This window comes from Rhizobium cerradonense (assembly GCF_030182455.1).
Classification (GTDB): Bacteria; Pseudomonadota; Alphaproteobacteria; order Rhizobiales; family Rhizobiaceae; genus Rhizobium.
In genome coordinates, this window is the sequence record NZ_JAQJCK010000007.1 from 157,648 (window position 1) to 179,743 (window position 22,096).

The following is a 22,096-nucleotide window of genomic DNA, read 5'->3' on the forward strand; positions in this document are numbered from 1 at the left end:
CAAATTTTGCGCGCGGCTTCCGAAAGGGCAGCAAGCGACCGCAGAGGCGGCAATGGCAGATTGGCATACGACGACATCGGACGCCGACTGGAACAACTTCTCCGAGTTGAAGGCGACATTCAATTCCGCCGACTATGTGACGAATGGCAAAATCGTCTTCGATGTGGGCGGCAATAAGTATCGGATCGTTGGTCTTGTCGGATTTCGCACAAAGCGCGTGTTTATCCTGTTCGTTGGAACACATGCTGAATATGACGCCATAGACGTGGCAAAATTGTAAGGGAGGCCGCTATGATGGATCTCGGTGCCCTTCGCACCTTGCAGACTGAAGAGGAATATGAAGCCGCGCTGAAGGCGGTACGGCCATATTTCGAAAATGAACCTGAAGCCGATACTCCTGAAGCCGCACATTTCGATGCGCTCGTGCTGTTTATCGAAGAATACGAGGCAAAGCATTATCCAATCCCACGCGCCTCGCCGGTCGATGTGATCAAATCCGTAATGATGACAAACAACTACACCCGCGCGGATCTCGTCGAAATCATTGGCTCAAAGGCCAGGGTTGCCGACCTCCTGAACGGCCGTCGGGAAATCAACCTCGATCAGATCAAGAAGATTAGCCGTGCCTGGCATATTCCAGTGGGCGCGCTTGTGGGCGATCTGGCCGCGTGAGGTGATCCAAAGCGGATCGCTTCGGATCACCGGATATCCAGACATATTATCCCTTGATATCCCCCGCCGACGGTCCCCAGACATCCGTCATGGCAAAACCGTTCGCCATCGGATCGAAGGGATCGAGCGCCACCTGGCTGAGGCCGAAGGTGAAGCCGCGGCCGGTAATGGTGGGGATGATGGCAGGTTTGCCGGCAACTTCCGTGACCGCTTGCAAGCCGACCTCGAATTCCGAGCCGATGATCGAGCGGGATTTGAAGATATCGCCGACCTTGGCCTTGCCGCGGGCATGCAGCGTGGCGAGGTTGGCGGAACTGCCCGTGCCGCAGGGCGAACGGTCAGCGCGACCCGGCCACATGGTCGTGCAGGTGCGGACCGCGCCATCGGCATCGACATCCCGGAACATGACATAGGCGACGCCGGAGATCGCTGGAATTTCCGGATGCACCACTGGGATTGCGCGATTGATCAGGTCCTTCAGGATCATGCCGGCCTGCACGAGCGATGCGGCGTTGGCCTTCTCGATCGTCAGATTGACCTGACCGACATCGACCAGCGCGTAAAAAATGCCGCCGTAGCAGAGGTCGAGCGTGATCCTGCCCCAATGCGGCGTGTCGATCTGCACATCCAGCTCATGCACGAAGGACGGAACCATGGTAAGCTGCACCTTCTCGCAGCGGCCTTCACGGCAGGTGGCGGTCGCCCGCACCAGGCCAGCGGCGGTGTCGAGCGTGACCACAGTTTCCGGCTCTTTCATCTCGACGATACCGGATTCGAGCAGCGCCGTCGTCACGCAGATGGAGTTGGAGCCGGAGCTCGCATGCGCCTGATCCGGCTGCAGGATGATGAAGCCGGCATCGGCATCGGGATGCTTGGCCGGCAGCAGCAGATTGACGGAGCCGATCGGTGCGCCGCGGGGCTCAAGCACCAGGAAGCGGCGCAATTCCTCGCCCTTCGGATCGGTGTTCAACCATTGTAGCTGCTCAGCGATCGTATTGCCGGGGATCTTCGGCACGCCACCGATCGCGACCTTGCCGATTTCACCTTCGCAATGAACGTCTAGCAACTGGATCGTGCGCTTCCATCTCATGTCGGTAACTCCAATCAGACGTGACGGGTGATGCCGCCATCGACGCGGATATTCTGGCCGGTGATATAGCCGGCGCCATCGGAAAGCAGGAAGGCTGCGGTCTTGGCGATCTCGCTCATCAGACCGATACGCTTCATCGGCACCTTGTCGGCGGTTTCTGGCTTATGATTCAGGCTGTCGATATAGCCGGGCAGAATGCAGTTCATGCGGATATTATCGGCCGCATACCGATCCGAATAAAGCTTGGTGAAGGCGCCGGCTGCGGCGCGGTAGGTGCAGGAGACCGGGAAAATCAAGGAGGGTTCGTAGGCCGCGAAGGTGGTGATGTTGACGAAAGCGCCCTTGCCCTGCTTCAGCATGACCGGCGTGACCAGCCTCGCCATACGCACCAGCGACAGGATCATCATGTCGGAACCAAGCGTCCAGCTCTCGTCCGAGATATCGAGCAGATCGCCCTTCGGTGGGTGGCCGGTATGGTTGACCACGGCGTCGATGCGGCCGTAGCTCTTCATCGTCAGGTCGAAGATCGCCTGGATATCCTCGGCTTTTTCGGCGACGCCGCGCGAGGCGACACCGCCGAGCTCAGAGGCGAGCTTCTCGCAGCTTTCCGAGGGCGACATCAACGCCAGACGATAGCCGCTCGCCGAGAGTTCGCGAGCGATCGCCTCTCCCATGCCGCGGCCGCCGCCGGTGATCAGCGCAACGGGCTTTTCGGTTTCGGACATCTATTTCCTCCTAATAGCGATTGATACGGAACGGGGTCATGTCGACCTCGGGTGTCACGCCTGTCATCATATCGGCCATCAACCTTGCTGTCGTTGCCGAAAAGGTTAGTCCCAGATGGCCGTGGCCGGTGGCATACCAGACGCCGGGAATGCGCGAGGACGGCGAGATGATCGGGATCGTGTCGGGCAGCGCCGGGCGATGGCCCATCCAGTCCTTGGCATCCTCCACCTGCAGCCCCGGCAGCGCCCGCTGGGCGTGACGGACGAGGATGCGCGGGCGGCGAAAATCCGGGGGCGCGTCAAGGCCCGCCAATTCGACATTGCCGCCGACGCGAATGCCGCCGGCCGTTGGGGTCACCATGAAGGCGCGATGCGGCCAGATGATCGAATAGCGCATGGCAATGCCAGGCTTCATGATCTGCGTGTGATAGCCGCGTTCTGTCTCGAGCGGGATCGGCTCGCCAAGGGCCGACGCGATAAAGCGCGTATGGACGCCAGCGGCGAGCACAACATCATTGGCCTCCAGCCGACGCCCGCCTTCGAGAAGCACCGAGACGGCGCCATTTGCCTGGCGCTCGACGGTCTGAACCGCGCCGGAGGTGAAGGTGACGCCGAGCGCCTTTGCGGCGTCCACCAGCTTGAGGACGAGCTGATAGGGATCACGGATCGATTTGTTGTCGGGCAGCAGCACCGCCTTGGCGATCTTCAGCGACAGCGCCGGTTCATAGTCGCGGATTTCCGTGCCGGAGAGAACCTTGTGCTCGAAACCATGACGCCGCATCAGCTCGATATGGCCGCGGTCGCCGGCAAACTCCGACTCGGTCTCGTAGATGGCCAGGCAGCCTTCTTCCGTCATCAGGTCCAGGGCACCGATGGCATCGAGCATGGTCCTGAAATCGCCGAGTGCGTGGCGGGACAGGCTCATGCCGGCATCTTCGATCTCCCTCAACCGAGAGGGCCGACCGGCGGCGACGAAGCGCAGGAACCAGGGCAGCATCTTCAGCGCATAGGACGGCCTCAGCCAAACCGGACCTTCCGGGTCCAGCAGCCAGCCCGGAATTTTCGCCCAAGTGGACGGGCCAGAACTGGCAGTAAAATCGAGGGCGATGCTCGCCATATTGCCGAAGGAGGCGCCCTCACCTGGCTCGCCCTTGTCCACGAGCGTCACCTGCCGGCCGCGCCGCTGCAATTCGAAGGCGATCGCCACGCCAATAATGCCGGCGCCGACAACGACGACCGCCCGCCTGTTTTCGTCCATTCCTCAAATCCACCCGCAGAGCGTCAGCTCGATTTGACGCGATTCCGTGATATATCAGATCAGGAGGTGTGGCTATGAGGTTTTTGCTGGAGAACGACCGGCCACGCGCAAATCCATGGCCGGTGGATACACGAGAATAACTATTGGCCGATCACCGTGCCGACGCTGCTGCCGGTCGTCTCAACGCTGTCGCCCACGGAGCCGACGGTATTGCCGGCGGATGCGCCAAGGCGGCGGATCTGCTCGCCGTAATTCTGGCGGGTGCGTGGATCGAAGATGGCGATCGGCGCACTGACGGCGACGCTGGCCGCGCTGCCGACCGTCTGCGCCGCACCGATGGCAACCGCGCCGACCGCTTCGCCGATGCCGACATCGGAATCGGTGATGGTCTGTCCCTCGATCAGCCGGTCGCCGATCAGCTTGACCACTTCCGGGCTCTCGGCGAATTTGCCGTGGTTCAGACTGTCGCCGGTCTTGAGCTTGGTGAGATCGAGTACGGTGATGCCCTCTTTTTCCAGCGCGCTGCGATAGGGCTCGGCGCTCGGGTCAATCTGGCCAAGGCGGTCGACATTGCCGGAGATGCGGCGCGACAGCGAGAGCGCCCGGTCATCGCGCGAGACGAATAGGGTGAAATGCGGCCTGTCCTTGCCGAGCGCCCTAAATTGCTGGCCGAAGACATCGACGTCGAGGTCGGGGGACGCGAGGATGACATTCTTGATCTTCGGCGCGACACGGCCGTCGCGGATCGCCATCTGCCTCAAGGCCTCGACAGCGAGCCAGGTACCCATGGAGTGGGCCATGACGGTGATATCGCCGACAGAGGGATTGGAGGAGGCGCGACGCAGCAGTTCTTCCAGCGCGTCGCGGGAATAATTGGCGCTTTCCTTGTCGTAGGCATAGTCGAAAATGCTGGCCCGCGACGGCCAGGTGAAAACGACCGGCGCGACATCGGCATGAGAGTCATGGACGATCTGAGCGAAGCGATAGACCGAATCCTCATAGCGGTTGTTGAATCCGTGCACGAAAATCAGCACGCGCTTGTTCTTCGGCAGATGCGTGCGCAGCCACGCCTGATTGTCGGCCACACTCATCAGCGGCTGGACGGAGGTAGTGACGAAATTCTTTAGGGGATTGCCGGGCAGACGGCTCGGCCATTGTACCTGACCGACCTTGCGATTGGCCTCCGGCGGGATAGAGACGCTGACCGCATCCACCTTCAAGCCAGGGCCGCGCTCTCCCGAAAACAAGATCGCCGGATCCTTATCGGGCAGGCGCGTGGTGGCGACTAGCAGATCGACCTTTGAGGTGCCCGGAATATTGTCGGCGACCGGCTGCATGACGCCGATCGGACGGCCGCCGCAGGCGGTCAGAGACAGCGCCGCAATGACGGCGATCGCCCGGAAGAGGGCCTTCCCCCATTGGCCAGCATCTTCCATGCGCTGCATCGCGCCAACCCTCTTCATCGCAGCTCCAATATCGCCGTTAACATACCTATGGAAGGTAACGGTGCAAGCGGCGTTCGCTGTCTTTGCAACGTGACGAGGCGCTAATTCACAACAGCGAGGCAAAGGCGCAACGATGGGTTGGAAAGATTGCGGCCGTCAAGACGTCGGCGGGAACCCGAGAAACCCGGAAAATAAAAAGAGCCCGATGCGGGAGGAGGATGCATCGGGCTCTTGATCCTGATTGGCAACTGGGAGGAGGAGGAGTGTTGCCAATCGATGAAGGAGCGCTGGGAGGAGGAGGTGCGCTGCCTTCGAGGTAGTAGATATAACCGTCTGGCAGGCATTAACAGACCGGCTTTCGCAATGCAGCAATGCGCCGAACGCAAAGCTTTTATCCAGAAGGCCCGGAAATGCCGCATATCATGTGCAATTTCGCATTTCTCCGCCTATTTTGCAGTCGTAAAATGGGAACGCATGACATTCACATCGTCGTGATTCGTCATCTTACGGCACGCGCTGCCGAATCTGGTGGCATCGTCGCCGCTGAAATAGCGCGGGCGATCGCTCTCATCCGTCACTGATTCGCGGCGATGGAGCGGCGAGTTTCTACGTCGGGTCGATATGATCAAAAAAGAGCGGCCGCTTCGTCAGCGGCCGCTCTTTCATTCAGTCCAGGCAGCCATCAAGCAGCGGCAAATGCCTTCTTGCCTTCGGCATCCAGCGCCGAAAACTCTTCATCCGACAGCGTGATATTTACCGCCGCCGTGTTCTCTTCTAGATGTTTGACCTTGCCGGTGCCGGGGATAGGCAGCATGACCGGGCTGCGCTTCAGGACCCAGGCGAGCGCGATCTGGCTCGGAGCAGCGCCATGCTTCTTTGCGATGATGTCGAGCAGCGAGCCTTCCTTGGCGAGGTCGCCAGCGGCAAGCGGGAACCAGGGGATGAAGCCGATATTGTGCCTTGTGCAATAATCGAGCACGTCTTCGCTGGTGCGGTCGACGAGATTGTAGCGGTTCTGGACCGTCGCCACCTTGAAACGCTTCGAAGCGGCTTCGATGTCGGCGACCGACACTTCGCTGAGGCCCGCATGACGGATGATCTTGGCATCGAGCAGCGACTTGACGGCGTCGAACTGTTCGGCGGCAGGCACCTTGGGGTCGATGCGGTGAAGCTGCCAGAGATCGATCTGTTCGACACCGAGATTGCGCAGGCTCTTATGCGCCTGCTGAATCAGATATTCCGGGCGGCCCAGAGGAATCCACACGTCGGGTCCGGTGCGGGTCAGACCTCCCTTGGTGGCGATGACTACCTTGTCGCCATAGGGGTGGAGCGCTTCCTTGATCAGACGTTCGGAGACGTCAGGGCCATAGGAATCAGCCGTATCGATGAAGTCTATGCCGAGTTCCGGTAGGCGCTTCAGGGTGCGTATGGATTCATCGTGGTCCGCCGGCTCGCCCCATATGCCGGAACCGGTGATGCGCATAGCGCCGAAACCGAGGCGATTGACGGTGAGGTCGCCGCCGATCTTGAATTGACCGGACTTGGCTGCGTTTAAATCTGTCATGATTTTCGTCCCTATAGTCTGGTTGACGTTATTCGAAATCCGTGGAAGCCGAGACCTGTTCCCAGGCGTCGAACTCGGTCTTGAGCAGGCCGAGCTTTTCGCGAACGAGACTGATGGCGTCGCGACCTAACAGAAGATGGGTCGGTGGGTTTTCCGATGCAATGAGCTGCAGCATAACTTGTGCCGCCTTCTTCGGGTCGCCAGGCTGCTTGCCGCTGCGTTCGAGGCGGCGCTGGCGCAGCGGTTCGAAGATTTCGTCGTAATCGGGGATCGAGCGCTCGGCACGCACCATCGAGCGGCCGGCCCAATCGGTGCGGAAGCCGCCCGGCTCGATGGCAGTTACATGGATGCCGAAACTCTTGACCTCCTTGCCGAGGCTTTCGGAAATTCCTTCCAAAGCGAATTTGCTGCCATGATAGAAGGAAATGCCGGGTAGCGTGATGAGGCCGCCCATCGAGGTGATGTTAAGGATACGGCCGGCCCGGCGCTTGCGCATATAGGGCAGCACCGCCTGGATGACGGCGACAGGACCGAAGACGTTGACCTCGAACTGACGGCGCAGCTCATCGATCGTCGATTCCTCGACCAGACCCTCATGCCCATAGCCGGCATTGTTGACGAGAACGTCGATTGCGCCGATCTCCTTCTCGACCTCAGCGATGACGGGCGCAATGGCGGCGGTGTCGGTGACGTCGAGCAGTTTGCCGAAGGCGAAGCCCGGCTTCAGCGCTTCGAATGCGGCGCGGTCGGCTTCCTTGCGCAGCGTGCCGACGACCTTATGGCCGGCGGCAAGGGCGGCTTCGGCCAGCGCCCGGCCGAAACCGGAGGAAACGCCGGTGATGAAAAGTATTTGGGTATCGGACTTTGTATCGGACATGGCGATATCTCCGTGCTGAGTGCGATCAAGATAGGCCGAGATGACATTTTCGATAATCTCATCAATCGAAGATGACCCTTTTAGAAAAACTGATTAATCTCAGACGAAAATGGAGAGTCGTTCGGAGAGCGCATATGCGTCAGGACGTGTTGGACGGGCTGGTGACCTTCGTCATCGTCGCGGAGGAAAGGAGCTTTTCGGCAGCCGCCGTGCGGCTCGGCGTGTCGCCCTCAGCGGTCAGCCAGTCGATCAGCAAACTGGAAGGCCGAATGCGGCTTGCACTTTTCAATCGCACCACCCGCAGCGTTAGCCTGACCGAGGCAGGCCAGCGCTATCTCGAACGCGTCGTCCCCGCCGTGCACGATCTGACGGCGGCCGCCCAGGAGCTTGGCGAGTCGGTCGACAGGCCCGCCGGACTGCTGCGCATCAATATGGCGCGCGCCGGCTATATGATCGCGCTTCAACCGATCCTGAGGGATTTCCTCGATGCCTATCCGGAAATCGAGCTGGAGGTGCGCATCGAGGGTTCCTTGGTCGATATCGTCGGCCAGGGCTTCGACGCCGGCATCCGCTTCGGCGATCTGGTGCAGCGCGACATGGTAGCCGTGAAGATCGGGCCGGCGATATCAGCCCATATCATTGCCGCGCCCAGCTATCTCGGACGATACGGAATTCCGAAACATCCGCACGATCTGCTCAACCACAATTGCATCGGCTTTCGCCATTCCTCCAGCGGGCAGGTCGAGCGCTGGGAATTCGAGAAGAATGGCGAGAAGATCGAACTTGCGGTCAACGGCCGGCTGATCCTCAACGATTCCGCCGCGCTGACGCAGGCAGCATTGGACGGTATCGGCATCGCCTATATGATCAACGGCTATATCGACCGCTTTCTGGACGACGGGCGGCTGGTGCGCATCTTGTCCGATTGGAGCCCGGCGCTTGCCGGCTTGACGCTATACTACGCCGACCGCCGCCGCGTACCGGCAAAGCTTCGGGCGCTGATCGATTTCCTGCGCCAACGGCGGCAAGTCGAACCACCGCAGACGGCGGGCGCTCTGACCTGAAATCAGCGATCGGGATTGCGTTGCCGCAACAGCGTGCCGAACTCGGCAAGCGCGGTCCAGAGCTCTTCGAACACGCGATGGGCGTAATCCTGCAGTGACAGCTCCTGCGGCCGCTCATTCCAGCGCTCACCGCCGACGCGCAACGTGCTGACGACGATCGCCGACAGCAGGCGCAGACGGAACTGCTCCTCATCGCCGCCGCCGAAGCGGGCACAAAGCGCATCCGTCAGCTTTTGTTCAAGCTTGGCATATTTCAACTGGTCGCGGGCACAAAGCGCCGGCGTCTCGCGGATCAAGGCGGCTATGGCGAAGTTCTGCTGATCCGACGAGGCGGCAAGCACTGCCGAGGTTAAAGCGCCTTCAATGACCTCGACGATCGACGCGTTCTTAGGCTGTGCGGCGATGGCATCGGCCAGTTCATCCGAGAAGCTGTCTTGCCAGGCGAAGACCACCTCTTCCTTGCTCGGGAAATAATCGAAGAAGCTGCGCTTGGAGACATCGGCCGCCTCTGTGATGTCCTCGATCGTCGTGCCGTCGAAGCCGCGCTGGAGGAACAGCGACAACGCCGCCGCTTCGATGCGCTCGCGCGTCTGGCGGCGCTTGCGTTCGCGCCGGCCTTCCTTCACTTCGCCGTCGATCCCGTTCGCGTCCGCCATGAACTACCCCGCTATGCACCCGCTTCCGGCCGTCCCAGATCGGCCGCGCCGGTTTCGGCAGCATAGGCTGCGACTCCGGCATTACCGCTCTGACATTTGGAGCGGTCGATCGAGATCTCCAACGGTTTTCTACGTGAAATCCGGTAGACGCCCGCTGGCGGAATGTTACGCACCGTGCTGCCGATGCGCACCGCTTTCAGGCCGAGACGATCGAGGATCGACCGCGACACCGGGCAACGCGGGCCGTAGGTGAATTGATAGAAAGCGCCGCCGGACCTCATAGTGGCAAAGGCGCCGCCGACGATTGCGGCGATCTTGTCGGGGGACATGGAGAGCAACGGCAGGCCGCTGATGACGGCGCCGAAGGGCGCGTCGGCAAACAGGCCGCATTGGTCAAGCTGCGCCGCATCCATTTGCACCACGCGCGTCTCGGGAAAGCGGCCGCGCAATCGAGCGGCAAATTCTTCGCCAAACTCAATCAGCGTCAAGTCACTCTCGGAAAGGCCGCGGGCGAGCAGCGCGCGCGTGAAGACGCCGGTGCCGGGGCCGAGCTCGAGGATCGGTCCGTCGAGCGGTTCGATCTCCTGCGTCATCAGCCGGGCCAACCGCTCGCCGGACGGCGCAATCGCTGCGACGCGCATGGGATCGCTTACCCAGGACCGGAAGAACTGCACGAAATCAGCGCATGTCGTCTTTGTCGTCATCCCAGGAATCCAATCTAAAGCAAAGAAATCGAATATGCCGCGATTCAGGTCCGAGCAGAGTGGCAATTCGAAGGCACAGCCAGCAATTGCGCGGCCAATATTGCCGATACGCAAACCACAATTGCGATCCCAGGGCAATGCATTTTTTTAATTATTGTATTTTTGCGTTTAGTGCAAATTTATCTGGCGGCGCCTTTAAGAAGTGAAAAAGCTCGAAAGGACTCGACCGCTTGCGCAAGTAGAAAGCGTGGGTTATGTATATAGATAGGAAGCCTATCTATCTTTTGGATCGTCATGCGCGACAGCGGACATCTTCAGGAACTTGAAGAGGCAATGGCGCTTGCCGAAGCGCTGCGGCCTGCCCTTCATCGCCTTTATCGACAATTACGACGCGAAAACGACGAGCCCGGCATCTCGCCGCTGCAGGCGCTTCTTCTCGTCGCCATCCTCCAGCAGCCGGGCATTGGCGTCGCGGAGCTGGCGCGGCTGGAGAAGCTGCGCGGGCCGACGATATCGGGACATATCAAGGCAATGGAACGTGAGGGCCTCGTCACCCGCTCCGCGCCCGATCCGGAAGACCGGCGGCGCAGCGGTCTAATCGCCACGGACAAAGGGCGGGCGCTGATTCAAGGCATAAAGCAGCGGCGGACCGATTGGCTCGCCTTCGAACTTGCCAAATTATCACCTGAGGCGCGCGCTGCCATCCGTGCCGCCATCGGCCCGCTCGGAGACATCGGACAATGACCCAACACGTTCAACAGGTCGCGCCGCGGCCGGCAGCCACCGAAGGCGATACGCCTGACCGCCGTGAAATCCGTGCTGTCATCCTTGGCCTGATGATCGTGCTTGGCCTCGGCGCCATCGATCAGAGCATCGTCGCCACCGCCCTGCCGCGCATCGTCAGCGATCTCGGTGGCGTCACGCATCTCTCCTGGGTGGTCAGCGCCTATGTGCTGGCCTCGACCAGTACCATGCCGCTCTACGGCAAGCTCAGCGACCAATATGGCCGCAAGCCGATGATCTACGCGGCAATCCTCATCTTCCTTCTCGGCTCGGTGTTGAGCGGCATGGCGCAAACGCTGCTGCAGCTCATCATCTTCCGGGCCATTCAGGGCCTTGGCGCCGGCGGGCTGCTGCCCCTGGCACAAATCATCATCGGCGACCTCGTGCCGCCGGCCAGGCGCGGCCGCAATCAAGGCTCCATCGCCGCCGTCTTCGCCGTCTGCAGCGTGATCGGCCCGATCCTTGGCGGTATCATCACCGACCTCCTCTCCTGGCATTGGATCTTCTACGTCAACCTGCCGATCGGCGCAGTGGCGCTCGTCATGATCGGCCGCGCCTTGAAGCGGCGGCATCAAACCCGCAGCCGCCGCATCGACTATCTTGGCGCCATGCTGCTGACCGCCTGCACCACCAGCTTCCTGCTGGCGCTCGCGCTCGGCGGCAATGAATGGCCGTGGGATTCGCCGCAAATTCTCGGTCTTTGCGCCGCGGCCCTTATCCTCGGAATTCTCTTCGTCCTCCACATCAGGCATGAGCCGGAGCCGGTGCTGCCACCCGATCTCTTCCGCAACCGACTGTTTGTCATCGCCTGCCTCGTACTGGCCCTGACCTTCATGGGCATGCTCGGCGCGACCCTGTTCTTCCCGTTGTTCTTCCAGTTGGTGATGGGCGTCACCCCCTCGCATTCCGGCTTCCTGACGGGACCGCTGATGATCGGCTTCGTCATCTCCTCCATGCTCAACGGCCGCGTGCTGCTGCAGCGTTCCGGTCGCTACAAGCCGGCCCAGCTTTGCGGCCTCGGCCTTGCGACGGCGGCCTTCGCCACGCTCTCTTGGGCCATTGCGACCAGCAAGGGATTCGCGATCATCGAGCCGCCGATCTTCGCGCTCGGCCTGGGGCTCGGGCTGGTGATGCCGACCATGACGGTGGCGGTGCAGAATGCGCTGCCCCTTGCCCATCGCGGCGTCGGCACGGCAACGCTTGCCTTCTTCCGTTCGCTCGGCGGCCTCATTGGTGTCACCGGCTCCGGTGCGATCCTCGCCTATCGCGTGCGGCAGGCGACGGGCTCGTCCGACGGTCTATCGTCGCTGACCGAAGGCGGCCTCAAGCAGCTCGCCACCGCATCGCCGGAAGCCCACACCGCGGCCATAGCGCTTTACCGCCACGCCATCGCCATGACCTTCGCCACCGGAACCGCCATCGTCGCGCTGGCCTTGATTGCGCTGCTGTTCCTGCCGGAATTGCCGCTGAAGGCGCATCACGGCGATGGCGCCCAGCCGCCGCGCTGAAACCGACGCACAAGCCCCGGGTAAGTCCTTCGTCCTACAGTCGGCGGCATCTCTGATGCGCCGCCGGTCCGGCGTGCGTTCACCGACCGTCAAAGGCAGCTTCCGGCGCGATGGCCGCCGGAACCAGCCATATTGGGAAGGAACGACCTATGGTCTCCGCATTGACCACGACCCGCTTGCTCTCATCGCAAATGGCGCTGCAATTGCTGCAGACACCAGACGCTTCGCAGGATTCGAGCGACGATCCCCTTTTGGACGACAGCAGTAGCAGCAGCGATCTCTCCAGCCTGCCGTCGCAATCACAGGCATCGCTTACAAGCATGCTCAACGGCCTGTCGGCAAATCAAACCGACAGTTCCGCGGCAACGCAATCCGATCCGGACATGACCAGCAGCTCGTTCATGGATATTCTGAAACAAAACCTGCAGGACGCCGTCAAAAACGAAGGCAAGGGAGGCCAGGCTCAGGCCATGCTCGACGCCCTCGACAACGGCACGCTGACGGTTTCCGATCCGACGAAAGGCGTTTCGATCCAGGCGTGGGATGTCGATGCCGATAGCGAGCAGGGCACGACCAGCAAGACTGCCGACACGATCCCCACCACCGATTGGAACGACTTCCTGAAGGCTCATCTTGAGCGCGGCTCCGACGCAACCTTCGTGAAGAACGCCGACGGCAGTTTCGTCGACAAGACCACCGGCAACGAGGCCTATTTCGGCCAGGTCGGATCGCAGTACTACTACATCACCTGGCCGTCGGCATCAGCCGCTTCGGACACGAGTGCGTCGAACTCGGAAGTATCCGCGTCCGAAGAGACGAGCGCCTAAGCGTCCTTGAGGCAGGGGCGGCGTGATCCAAGGCGCATGGGGTGACCATGCCGCCGGCCATCAGCGGCGGGGGCACCGAGGACCGGGTAAGGACAAGCCTACCTTAGCCACGCCACAGAACTATTCCCCTCCCCGATCATCCGCCTGATATTCTTTAGAAAAATCGAAATGATTGTGTCAGCGCATGGCCTACACCCGATTGGGAATGAGGTGATCCAATCGAAGGATATCCGTCGCCTATTGGACTAGATGACAAAAATGTGAAGGACAATCACAGTTTTGTGAGATTTCCGAGACCTCTGTCATCCCGAAGGATTCCGATCATGCCTACAGCCGTCGTGACGAAGCCCGCTTCCCTCGATACCCGCAATATCGAGGTGAAACCGAACGCTTTCAGAGATGATTTCAATAAAAGGTCATTTCAATTCAGCCACAACTTGGTCGGTCATCGGTTGTTCTCGCTTCCGCGCCTTGCTGAACTTGCGAAATCGTTGCTTGCCGATACGAGCACGAGAAGTGTGCGCTGGCAGGCGGGCGGAGCACCGGTGGATGCCGGCTGGGCCGTGCCGCTGCACGACAAAGTGGAGAGCGTCAACGAAGCGATCTCGAATCTGGCGGAATCAGGTTCGTGGGTGCTGCTCTACAGCGTTCAGCGCGATCCCGAATATCGGGCGTTGCTTGATCAGCTCATGACGGAAATCCTCGCCGACACGGGTTGCTCGCGGGAGGAAGTCACCTGGGAAGACGCCTACATCTTCCTGGCCTCGCCTGAGGCTGTAACACCCTATCACATCGACCATGAAGCAACGTTTCTGTTCCAGATTCACGGCAACCGAACCGCCAACATATGGGACGCAAACGACCGTTCCGTCTTGCCCGACAACGAAATCGAAAAATACTACATCGGCGATCTCAACGCCGCCAAATATACCATCGAGAAACAAAGCAAGGCGACGGTCTATGCCTTGAACCAGGGCACCGGCGTCCACCACCCCTCGAAAGCGCCGCATGCTTTCAAGAACGGTGATATCTATTCGATCGCTCTCGGCATTCATTTCTGCGTGCGCGATTGCGACAGGCAAGCGGCCGTCTACCAGATGAACTATCTCCTACGGCGCTGCGGCCTGAAGCCGACATCGCCCGGCAAGTCCCAATGGCGCGACAAATTGAAGACCTCGATCATCGGAATGTTTTCCGACAAGAACCCTAAGACCAAGCACGACATGCTGCGCTCCGGCTTCAAGAAGCTGACCGCGCCGCTGCGCATCGTTCTGAAGTAAAGGTGGAGGGGCTGGGGAGCGCCGAACAGTTTTCGGCGCTTCCCAGCCATTCATTTCCGATGGGGTATGACGAAGGGGAATTGAATGCGGGATGAGGTCGCCGCCGCCGACTTCATCCGTTCATGGTTAAGCGGGCACAATCGCAGTATGCTGAAGCGCATCTTTATTCCTCAACGGCTTTGTGAGGTGCCCCATGAGCGAAGATACGGCCCGTTTCGTCGGCGATATTCCGCAGCACTACGATACCGGCCTTGGGCCGGTTATCTTTACCGATTATGCGGCCGATACCGCGCGACGCACCGCCGCCTGCAATCCACAGCGGGTTCTTGAGATCGCCGCAGGCACCGGGATCGTCACACGCTGCCTGCGCGATGCCTTGCCCGCCGGCGTGTCCCTGACCGCGACTGATTTCAATGCGCCGATGCTGGACATCGCCCGCACCAAATTCGGCGCTGCCGACCAGGTAGACTTCCAGACCGCCGACGCCACGCAGCTCCCCTTTGCAGACGACAGCTTTGACGCGGTCGTATGCCAATTCGGCCTGATGTTTTTTCCCGACAAGGACAAGGCCCACCGCGAAGCGCATCGTGTTCTTTCCTCCGGCGGCACCTATCTGCTCAACGTCTGGGACCGGATGGACTATAATCCCTACTCCGTCATCGCCCACGGGGTCCTCGGGCGCTTTTTCCCCGCCGATCCGCCACAGTTTTACACCGTGCCGTTTTCCTGTGCGCAAATCGACCCGATCAAGGAATCGCTCATCAACGCCGGTTTCTCCGACATCACGATTTCCGTCATAAGAGTGGAAAAGGAAATCGCCGATACCGCTGCCTTCGCCCGCGGCCTCGTCTATGGCAATCCCGCTGCCGAACAGATCCGCTCGCGCCAGGGCGCCGAACCCGAACAGGTCTTCGAGGCGATCCTGCAGGAACTTCGCCGCAGCTTCGGCAATAGCCAGCGGCGCATGCCTATGCAGTCCATTATGTTTTCGGCGAGGAAATTGTGATTTGGGCTGCGTTGCGGCTCGCATTCTCCCGTAAACCTTTGCCGGAGTTATCCGATGTCGCTTGTTTACAGACCTGCTCGGGCGGAGGATTTGCCAGCGACCGATGCTCTGGTGGTTGCCAGCATCAATGATCTTACCGTTCGGCACGGCTTCGGCCCGATGGCGGCAGCAAGTCCTCCCAGCTTTCAGATATTTTCGCTCAAGGATGACCCTGATGGCCTGTGGGTCGCAGAAGATGGCGGGGAAATTCTCGGCTTTGCCTGGAGTTGGGTTTGCGGCAATGTCTGGTTCCTCGCCCAACTGTTCGTCGATCCCGCCCGACAAGGCCAAGGCATCGGAAATGAACTATTGGAACGAACCATGGAGCATGCCCGGAAATCGGGGGCGACTGACAAGGCGCTGATTACTTTCACCTTCAATCGTGTCTCGCAGGGCCTCTACATGCGGCACGGCCTCTTTCCCAAGATGCCGATTTACTTTTTCAGTGTGGCACGCGAACGGGTGAGGCAGACGCTGCCGGAACCGCCATTGCGTGCCATCGCGATCGACAACAGCACCGCGACCATGGAAGACCTTGTCGAGATCGATTCGCGTGCCATAGGCGTCTCGCGGGAGAAACACCACCGCTACTTGCTCGACGACCCGGCGACTACGGGGGTTTTGCTCTGCGCCGGCAGCGATCCTGTCGGCTACAGCTATATTGCCTCCAATGGGCACATCGGGCCGCTCGCGGTCACGCGGCCCGACTTTCTTCATGATGCCTTTGCGACTGCGTTGAAGCTGGCGGCAGATGGTTCCGCTGAGAATATATCGGCGTTCCTTCCAGGCACATGCGACAGCGCCTTGAGCCTTGCGGTCAAGCAAGGCATGCGGATCACCTTTCCGATGCTGTTGATGGCTTCGCCCGGCTATGGAGACTGGACGCAGTATCTGCCGCGAAATCCTGGCTTTATGTGATCCGACATCTGCCGGCAGCGCAACGGATTCGATTGCTGGCGGGCAGCTCGCCACCATCATCGTGGCTCGCCGCACGTAGCCCACATCTTGGCTGTGAAGAGCGCGTCAACTCTGCAGCTTACGCTGAGCTTCCGCTTTGCCGTCCGCGGGCAAGTCCATGTTGTGCATGACAGCAATTGACCAGACGTCTTGTTCGCGCACGATCACCATGTTGATCAGCCCGTGGCGCTCTGGCCATTCATTCCCTCTCGGATCACGCGCGCCCGTCATGCTCCAGTGAATGTCGAGCGCGACAACATCGGGCCGGATAGGACGAATTTGCGTTTCGGTTGCTTCGAGCTGACTATCCTTGAACATCGTCTCGAATATGGGCCTGTGAAACTGCTCGATCGATGACCGGCCTCTTGCCTTCATTCCAAATACGTTCGTGAAATCAGCATCTTGCGCAAATATCGCGGAAAAGGCCCTGGCATCGTGGCTATTCCATGCGGCGACGAACGCATCAACGATCTGTTGCGCGGCTTGTCCAACGTCAGGATACAGTGACATCTCAAGTCCCCTATCTTAATATGGCTTCCATACTATATGGCAACCGGAATTAATTGGAAATATGGTAACGCCTTACACGCAGTCACTTCTGCTCTATGCCTATCAGGCCTCCGCACACGCGCTCACCGAGACGCTGCACAAGCGCGGCCATCCAGCCATTCGGCCGAAGCATGGCGCAATCTTTGCCAATATTGATGAAGAAGGAACCCGAGCCAGTCTGCTTGCCGAGAGGGCAGGTATGGGCAAGGCCGCGATGGGCGAACTGATTGATGATCTGGAACGCCTTGGCTATGTCGAGCGGGCGCCCGACCCTACGGACAGGCGCGCTAAGCTCGTCACCGCCGGTCCGAAGGCGCGACAGGTGATGCAGATCGTTCACGAATTTAACGACGGGAACGAACGACGATATCGTGAGCTTTTGGGAGAGCAAGCCTATCAGATATTGCGCACCGCCCTGCGGACCATCGCGGCAAAGGATGACATGCAGCCGAGGATGCGTTGAGGCAAAGCAGCAAGGGATGCCGGAAAGTGTGGGCGGTTTTCGGCGGAGTCCCGCTCCAACTACGTGATCGAGATCAGGCTGATTTTGGGCCGATCGGGCTTAAAATCATCTCGATCGAGATTGATGCCCGGCTGTTCCGGAATGATGGAGAAAATGGCGCACCCGAAGAGATTCGAACTCCTGACCCCCAGATTCGTAGTCTGGTGCTCTATCCAGCTGAGCTACGGGTGCGTGGCCGAAACGGAAGGAACCGTTGGCGTGGGCGGTTCTCTAAAGCGTCCTTCCGGGGAATGCAAGTGGATTTGTGAAAAAGATTGCGATTTTCGCTACGAGTATCGCGAAGAGGCTGAAAACGCTCAGTTTTCGTGAAAGCTGCGGCTGCGGTAGTCGTCGAGCGAAACCGGGCGGTCGGGAATTTCGATGCGGAATTGGGTGCCGGCGGCGGGTTTTTCCACCAGCGCGATGGTACCGCCATGGGCAAGCACCAGTTCGCGGGCGATCGCCAGCCCCAAACCGGTGCCGCCGGAGCGGGCGGAGCCGCGGAAGGCAGTGAAGAGGTTTTCCCGCGCCTTCTGCGGCATGCCCGGGCCGGTATCGTCGACGGTGATGCTGACGACGCTGCCAATGCGACGCGCAGACACCGTGATTCGTCGGATGCTGTCGGGCGCGGTCTCGGCAAAGGCGACCAGGGCCTGATGGGCGTTGCGGCAGAGATTGTGGATGATGCGGAACAGTTGCTCGCTGTCGGCATCGACCTCCAGATCCGGGCTCATCTGCACGACGAATTCGATGCCGCTATCAGGGTCGATTGCCAAGATATCGCGCACCTCGTCGATGAGTTCGAGCAGATGCACGCGGCGGCGGCGCGGGGCGGATTCGGAGGTCTGGCCGAAGGACAGCACCTCGGTCGTATAGCCGACGGCGCGGTCGATAGTGCGCAGCAGCTTTGGCGCAAAGCGCTTGACCATCGGGTCGTCGACATCGACCAGGCGGTCGGACATCAGTTGCGCGGCCGACAGGATGTTGCGCATGTCGTGATTGATCTTCGACACGGCGAGACCGAGAGCGGCGAGGTTCTTCTGCTGCTTCAGCGTCTTCTGCAACTGCGACTGCATGGAGGCGAGATGGCGGCCGGCCACGGCCAATTCGTCGCGTCCACCGTCCGGCACCAACACGCGGGCGGGGTCTTCTGGATCATCCGAATAGGTTTGCATGCTGTCGGTCAGGCGCCGGATTGGGCGGATCATCATGCGATTGATGGCAAAGAAGATCAGGGTCGCGGTGAACAGCGAAATCAGGATCGAGACGAAAAGGACACTGCCGGAATAGGCAAGCATGGCGCTGCGCAGCCTTGTGTCCTTCAGCACCACTTCGATGCCGGTGCCGGTGTCGCCGCCAACCGGACCGAAGACGCGGATGATGCGGTTGCCGCCGAACAGCAGCGTGTCCAGCGCATCGCGCATCGCTGTCGGCAGCGAGACGTCGCTCAAATCATATTGCTCGTCGACGGAAGCCGGCATCTCGGCGGTCGCCAACAGCCGCGAGGTGCCGTCCTTGCGCAACACGATGGCACGCGTACCCGTCGCCATCAGCGTTTCCTTCTGAAGCGCGCGGGGCAGTTCGACCGGTTGCAAGCCATCGATGACAATGGCGGCGGCGGCGGCCGTGTTCAGCCGGTCCTCCAGCCAGCGCAAGCGCATGTTGGCGACGGAGGGAACAAAGATCAGCACTTCGGCAAGCAGGATGAAAACGACCGTGAGCATCAGGAGCTTGCCGGAAAGGCCGCCGAAAATGCCAGTGGGGCGGTAGAAACGCGAGTGACCCCGAGCCTCGGCCTTGCTGCCTTCGCCGACGTTGCTGTCTTGCTCACTATCCATTTCGGCTGTCCCGCTTTGTTTCAAAGCGATCTGATGACGACATATCGAAGCAGATAATAGGAGATTGTGACAGTTTTTCCAATCGCCTCTATGGCAGCACGGCGGATTGGTGATGTCAAAAGACAGGAAAGGCGCGTCGCCGCGCCCTTCCGTCAGAACCCGGGCCGGATCAGAATTCCTCCCAGCCCTGCGCTGCCGGTGCTGCTGCCGTAGCGGCACCGCCCGCAAAGGCGCCAGCGACCTTGCCGAGCATTCGGCGTGCCGGCGATGCGACGGGACGATGCGTTTCGGTGCGCGCAGCCACCGGAGCGGAGGTAGCGCCCGTGTCGACCTTGAAGCGGGCAACGAGGCTGACGAGACCATCGGCCTCGGCCGAGAGGCGATGGGTAGCTGCGGAGGTTTCCTCGACCATGGCAGCGTTGCGCTGCGTCACTTCGTCCATCTGATTGACGGCTTTATTCACTTCCGTCAGGCCAGTCGATTGTTCGCGGGCGGCCGTTGCGATCGAATGGATATGATCGTTGATCTTCAAGACCCGCGCCTCAATCGCCGCCAGCGCCTCGCCCGTTGCCTGCACCAGCTTGACGCCCACTTGCACCTGATCGCCCGACTTGCTGATCAGCGCCTTGATATCCTTGGCGGCGGTGGCGGAGCGCTGCGCCAATTCCCGCACTTCCTGGGCGACGACGGCGAAGCCCTTACCGGCTTCACCGGCACGGGCAGCCTCAACGCCGGCATTCAACGCCAGCAGATTGGTCTGGAAGGCGATCTCGTCGATGACGCCGATGATCTGGCTGATCTCGCCGGATGCTTGTTCGATGCGGCCCATGGCCTCGACGGCGTTGCGAACCACCATGCCGGAATGAGCGGCGTTCTCCTTGGCTTCCGTCACCATGACGCTCGCCTCCTGTGCCCGCTCGGTCGAGCTTTGCACAACGGCGGTGATCTGGTCGAGCGCCGCCGAGGTCTCTTCCAGGGCAGCGGCCTGCTGTTCGGTGCGCTTGGAGAGATCGTCGCTGGCGCTGCGCAGTTCGTTGGTATTGGTGTTGATGGAGCCGGTCGTCTCGCGCACTTCGCGCATGGTGCTCTTAAGGGTCGCAAAGGTACTGTTGACGTTCTGCTGCAGCTCGGCGAAGGCACCGTGGAACTCGCCTCGCATCGTCTGGGTCAGATCGCCTTCGGCAAGGCTCGCAAGGACGCGGCGGACCTCGCCGACACCGGTGTCGACACTCGTCAGAAGTTCGTTGATGTTGCCGGCAAAACGATTGAGGTTGACGTCGCCATAATCCTTTTCGATGCGGCGGCTGAAATCGCCGGCCGCGGCAGCGGAAACGACGAGCGACATGCTGGACTGCAGGTCGTCGCTCTTGGCGCGCATCGCGGTCTCCTCGGCATTCATGCGGCGCACGGCATTGCCGTTCTGCTTGAATACGTCGACGGCGGCGGCCATCTCGCCGATTTCGTCGGCGCGTCCGGCAAAAGGAACCTCGATATCGAAATTGCCGTCAGCCACTTGCTTGATGGTCTCGGTCACCTTGCGGATCGGCCGGCTGAGATGCGCGGTGCCAATGTACATGCCGAGGCCGGCGCCGGCGCCGATCCCCGCCACCATCATGCCGAGCACGGCCCACATGACCGTCTGGCGGAAAGCCGTGACCTCGTCATCGACAACATCAAGCGCTGCCTTGTCGGTCTGAACGACCGCATCGATCTCAGCCTGGAATGCCTTGCGATTGGCGCGGTTGGCGTCGTTGTTGCCCTGTTTGTTGGCGGCCTCCGGACTTTCCGCTACACCGAGCCGAGCGGTCTCGGTTCTAAATGTGCGGAATTCCTTCGCGCGATCCTGCAATTTGGTGAATTCGGCTTTCTGCTCTTCGGGGACCAACGGCGACCAGGCGGCAATCACCTTGTCGATCTCGTCAAGATCTTTCATCAATCCGTCGGCGAAGTTCTTGGCATCCTTGGTGGTACTGGAAGCATAGATGCCGCGCGATTCCATCACGACCGCGGTGACGTAGCGGTTCAGGCGCTCGCCCATATAGGCGCGGCTTGACGCAAGCTCATAGGCATCGAGCTGCCCGTCATATTGATCGACCGCATAAAGAGCGGTTGCGCCGATCAAAAGCGCGGCACCAGCCATCACGGATACGAGCAGATTGATTTTACCACGAATCTTCAACGATATGCTCCCTAGAAGCGGAAGACCCCCAAAAAGCCAGGGCTTTTCCCGACATATCTCTAGATATCGACTAAAATCATTAATGTTGTCTTGCGATATCTTTAATATAAATTTCGAAACACTTTCAATGAGCTAGCAAACTCCTAGCAACAACCACGTTTAATATTGGAAACTTATTAGTTAATCCGGTTGCCTGCGACTTTCATCGCGCTCACGCACTGGTTGAGCAAAGTATCTTTTGACGAGAGAAGCCGGATTCTGAGAATCTGCGCCGGTATAATTGACTTCCGGGGCCTTGATCCTTATAAGCCCGCGCACGTCCGGTCATGGAGCCTGCCTTTGCAGGCCAAGCCCGTTCGCCATAATCAACAACGCTCCTTGCTTTTAAAGCAAAGCTCAAGAAGGGCCGCACTCCGCGGTGTTTAAATAAATGAAGCGTACCTATCAACCATCCAAGCTTGTCCGCAAGCGTCGTCACGGTTTCCGTGCGCGCATGGCTACCAAGGGCGGCCGCGCGGTTCTCTCCGCTCGCCGTAACCGCGGTCGCAAGCGTCTTTCGGCCTAAGGGCCGGA

At 60.2% G+C, this 22,096-nt stretch carries 22 protein-coding genes and 1 tRNA gene; 11 read left to right on the plus strand and 12 right to left on the minus strand.

All coding sequences use genetic code 11. The features are described from left to right. Positions 1-52: 52 nt before the first annotated feature. Together PH547_RS17485 and PH547_RS17490 are read left to right on the plus strand one after the other, a co-directional pair. The gene (locus PH547_RS17485) at positions 53-280 is read left to right on the plus strand and encodes a type II toxin-antitoxin system HigB family toxin (RefSeq protein ID WP_245463921.1); all 228 of its coding nucleotides are present in this window, start codon (positions 53-55) and stop codon (positions 278-280) included. An 11-nt stretch (positions 281-291) separates the two neighbouring features. Further along, positions 292-672 carry a helix-turn-helix domain-containing protein gene (locus PH547_RS17490; protein ID WP_285168954.1) on the plus strand — a complete coding sequence of 127 codons (381 nt, stop codon included), beginning with the start codon at positions 292-294 and terminating at the stop codon, positions 670-672. 46 nt (positions 673-718) lie between these two features. Here PH547_RS17490 and PH547_RS17495 read toward each other — a convergent pair whose 3' ends face one another. From PH547_RS17495 to PH547_RS17520, 6 genes are all read right to left on the minus strand, one after another. After that, positions 719-1,762 carry a 4-hydroxyproline epimerase gene (locus tag PH547_RS17495; RefSeq protein ID WP_285168955.1) on the minus strand — a complete coding sequence of 348 codons (1,044 nt, stop codon included), beginning with the start codon at positions 1,760-1,762 and terminating at the stop codon, positions 719-721. 14 nt (positions 1,763-1,776) lie between these two features. After that, entirely contained in the window at positions 1,777-2,487 is a 711-nt protein-coding gene (locus PH547_RS17500; RefSeq protein ID WP_104821888.1) for an SDR family oxidoreductase, read from the minus strand. Between the two features lie 10 nt (positions 2,488-2,497). Then, positions 2,498-3,745 (minus strand): NAD(P)/FAD-dependent oxidoreductase, encoded by a 1,248-nt coding sequence (locus PH547_RS17505; protein WP_285168956.1) that lies wholly within the window; start codon positions 3,743-3,745, stop codon positions 2,498-2,500. Positions 3,746-3,885: 140 nt separating this feature from the next. Beyond that, positions 3,886-5,190 carry an alpha/beta hydrolase gene (locus PH547_RS17510; RefSeq protein ID WP_285169104.1) on the minus strand — a complete coding sequence of 435 codons (1,305 nt, stop codon included), beginning with the start codon at positions 5,188-5,190 and terminating at the stop codon, positions 3,886-3,888. A gap of 682 nt (positions 5,191-5,872) precedes the next feature. Beyond that, the gene (locus tag PH547_RS17515; RefSeq protein WP_283048943.1) at positions 5,873-6,754 is read right to left on the minus strand and encodes an aldo/keto reductase; all 882 of its coding nucleotides are present in this window, start codon (positions 6,752-6,754) and stop codon (positions 5,873-5,875) included. A 28-nt stretch (positions 6,755-6,782) separates the two neighbouring features. After that, positions 6,783-7,631 carry an oxidoreductase gene (locus PH547_RS17520; RefSeq protein ID WP_104821884.1) on the minus strand — a complete coding sequence of 283 codons (849 nt, stop codon included), beginning with the start codon at positions 7,629-7,631 and terminating at the stop codon, positions 6,783-6,785. Between the two features lie 134 nt (positions 7,632-7,765). Here PH547_RS17520 and PH547_RS17525 point away from each other — a divergent pair, with 134 nt between their 5' ends. Further along, positions 7,766-8,695, plus strand: a complete 930-nt coding sequence (locus PH547_RS17525) for a LysR family transcriptional regulator (protein WP_283048939.1) — start codon at positions 7,766-7,768, stop codon at positions 8,693-8,695. Between the two features lie 2 nt (positions 8,696-8,697). Here PH547_RS17525 and PH547_RS17530 read toward each other — a convergent pair whose 3' ends face one another. Further along, positions 8,698-9,351 carry a TetR family transcriptional regulator gene (locus tag PH547_RS17530; protein ID WP_104821882.1) on the minus strand — a complete coding sequence of 218 codons (654 nt, stop codon included), beginning with the start codon at positions 9,349-9,351 and terminating at the stop codon, positions 8,698-8,700. An 11-nt stretch (positions 9,352-9,362) separates the two neighbouring features. Further along, positions 9,363-10,055, minus strand: coding sequence for a class I SAM-dependent methyltransferase (locus PH547_RS17535; protein WP_283048936.1), 693 nt, complete (start codon positions 10,053-10,055; stop codon positions 9,363-9,365). Positions 10,056-10,349: 294 nt separating this feature from the next. Between PH547_RS17535 and PH547_RS17540 the strand changes: the two genes are divergently transcribed. The 6 genes from PH547_RS17540 (at position 10,350) to PH547_RS17565 (ending at position 16,416) form a co-directional block, all read left to right on the plus strand. After that, positions 10,350-10,799 carry a MarR family winged helix-turn-helix transcriptional regulator gene (locus PH547_RS17540; protein WP_104821881.1) on the plus strand — a complete coding sequence of 150 codons (450 nt, stop codon included), beginning with the start codon at positions 10,350-10,352 and terminating at the stop codon, positions 10,797-10,799. Continuing rightward, the gene (locus PH547_RS17545; RefSeq protein ID WP_104821880.1) at positions 10,796-12,346 is read left to right on the plus strand and encodes an MDR family MFS transporter; all 1,551 of its coding nucleotides are present in this window, start codon (positions 10,796-10,798) and stop codon (positions 12,344-12,346) included. Before PH547_RS17540 ends, PH547_RS17545 begins: the two co-directional genes overlap by 4 nt. A gap of 149 nt (positions 12,347-12,495) precedes the next feature. Then, on the plus strand, positions 12,496-13,173 hold the full coding sequence (locus tag PH547_RS17550; protein ID WP_104821879.1) for a hypothetical protein: 678 nt from the start codon (positions 12,496-12,498) through the stop codon (positions 13,171-13,173). A 323-nt stretch (positions 13,174-13,496) separates the two neighbouring features. Next, a complete protein-coding gene (locus tag PH547_RS17555) occupies positions 13,497-14,453 on the plus strand; it encodes a transcription factor (protein ID WP_104821878.1) in 957 nt (318 codons plus the stop codon). A gap of 193 nt (positions 14,454-14,646) precedes the next feature. Next, complete coding sequence (locus tag PH547_RS17560; RefSeq protein ID WP_104821877.1) at positions 14,647-15,459, plus strand: class I SAM-dependent methyltransferase; 813 nt, start codon at positions 14,647-14,649, stop codon at positions 15,457-15,459. Positions 15,460-15,513: 54 nt separating this feature from the next. Then, positions 15,514-16,416, plus strand: coding sequence for a GNAT family N-acetyltransferase (locus PH547_RS17565; protein ID WP_260303326.1), 903 nt, complete (start codon positions 15,514-15,516; stop codon positions 16,414-16,416). A gap of 105 nt (positions 16,417-16,521) precedes the next feature. On the opposite strand, the gene PH547_RS17570 is transcribed toward PH547_RS17565, so the two are convergent. Then, a complete protein-coding gene (locus tag PH547_RS17570) occupies positions 16,522-16,965 on the minus strand; it encodes an SgcJ/EcaC family oxidoreductase (protein WP_285168958.1) in 444 nt (147 codons plus the stop codon). A gap of 61 nt (positions 16,966-17,026) precedes the next feature. On the opposite strand from PH547_RS17570, the gene PH547_RS17575 reads away from it, so the two are divergent. Then, on the plus strand, positions 17,027-17,467 hold the full coding sequence (locus PH547_RS17575) for a MarR family winged helix-turn-helix transcriptional regulator (RefSeq protein ID WP_260303324.1): 441 nt from the start codon (positions 17,027-17,029) through the stop codon (positions 17,465-17,467). 154 nt (positions 17,468-17,621) lie between these two features. Here the strand turns inward: PH547_RS17575 and PH547_RS17580 are convergent. From PH547_RS17580 to PH547_RS17590, 3 genes are all read right to left on the minus strand, one after another. Then, a tRNA-Arg gene (locus PH547_RS17580) sits at positions 17,622-17,698 on the minus strand. A 125-nt stretch (positions 17,699-17,823) separates the two neighbouring features. Next, positions 17,824-19,344 (minus strand): sensor histidine kinase, encoded by a 1,521-nt coding sequence (locus PH547_RS17585; RefSeq protein ID WP_104821873.1) that lies wholly within the window; start codon positions 19,342-19,344, stop codon positions 17,824-17,826. 169 nt (positions 19,345-19,513) lie between these two features. After that, positions 19,514-21,523 (minus strand): HAMP domain-containing methyl-accepting chemotaxis protein, encoded by a 2,010-nt coding sequence (locus PH547_RS17590; protein WP_104821872.1) that lies wholly within the window; start codon positions 21,521-21,523, stop codon positions 19,514-19,516. A 430-nt stretch (positions 21,524-21,953) separates the two neighbouring features. Here PH547_RS17590 and rpmH point away from each other — a divergent pair, with 430 nt between their 5' ends. Beyond that, positions 21,954-22,088: a 50S ribosomal protein L34 gene (rpmH, locus tag PH547_RS17595; protein ID WP_041677194.1), complete on the plus strand. Its 135-nt coding sequence runs from the start codon at positions 21,954-21,956 to the stop codon at positions 22,086-22,088. The last annotated feature ends 8 nt before the right edge of the window (positions 22,089-22,096 follow it).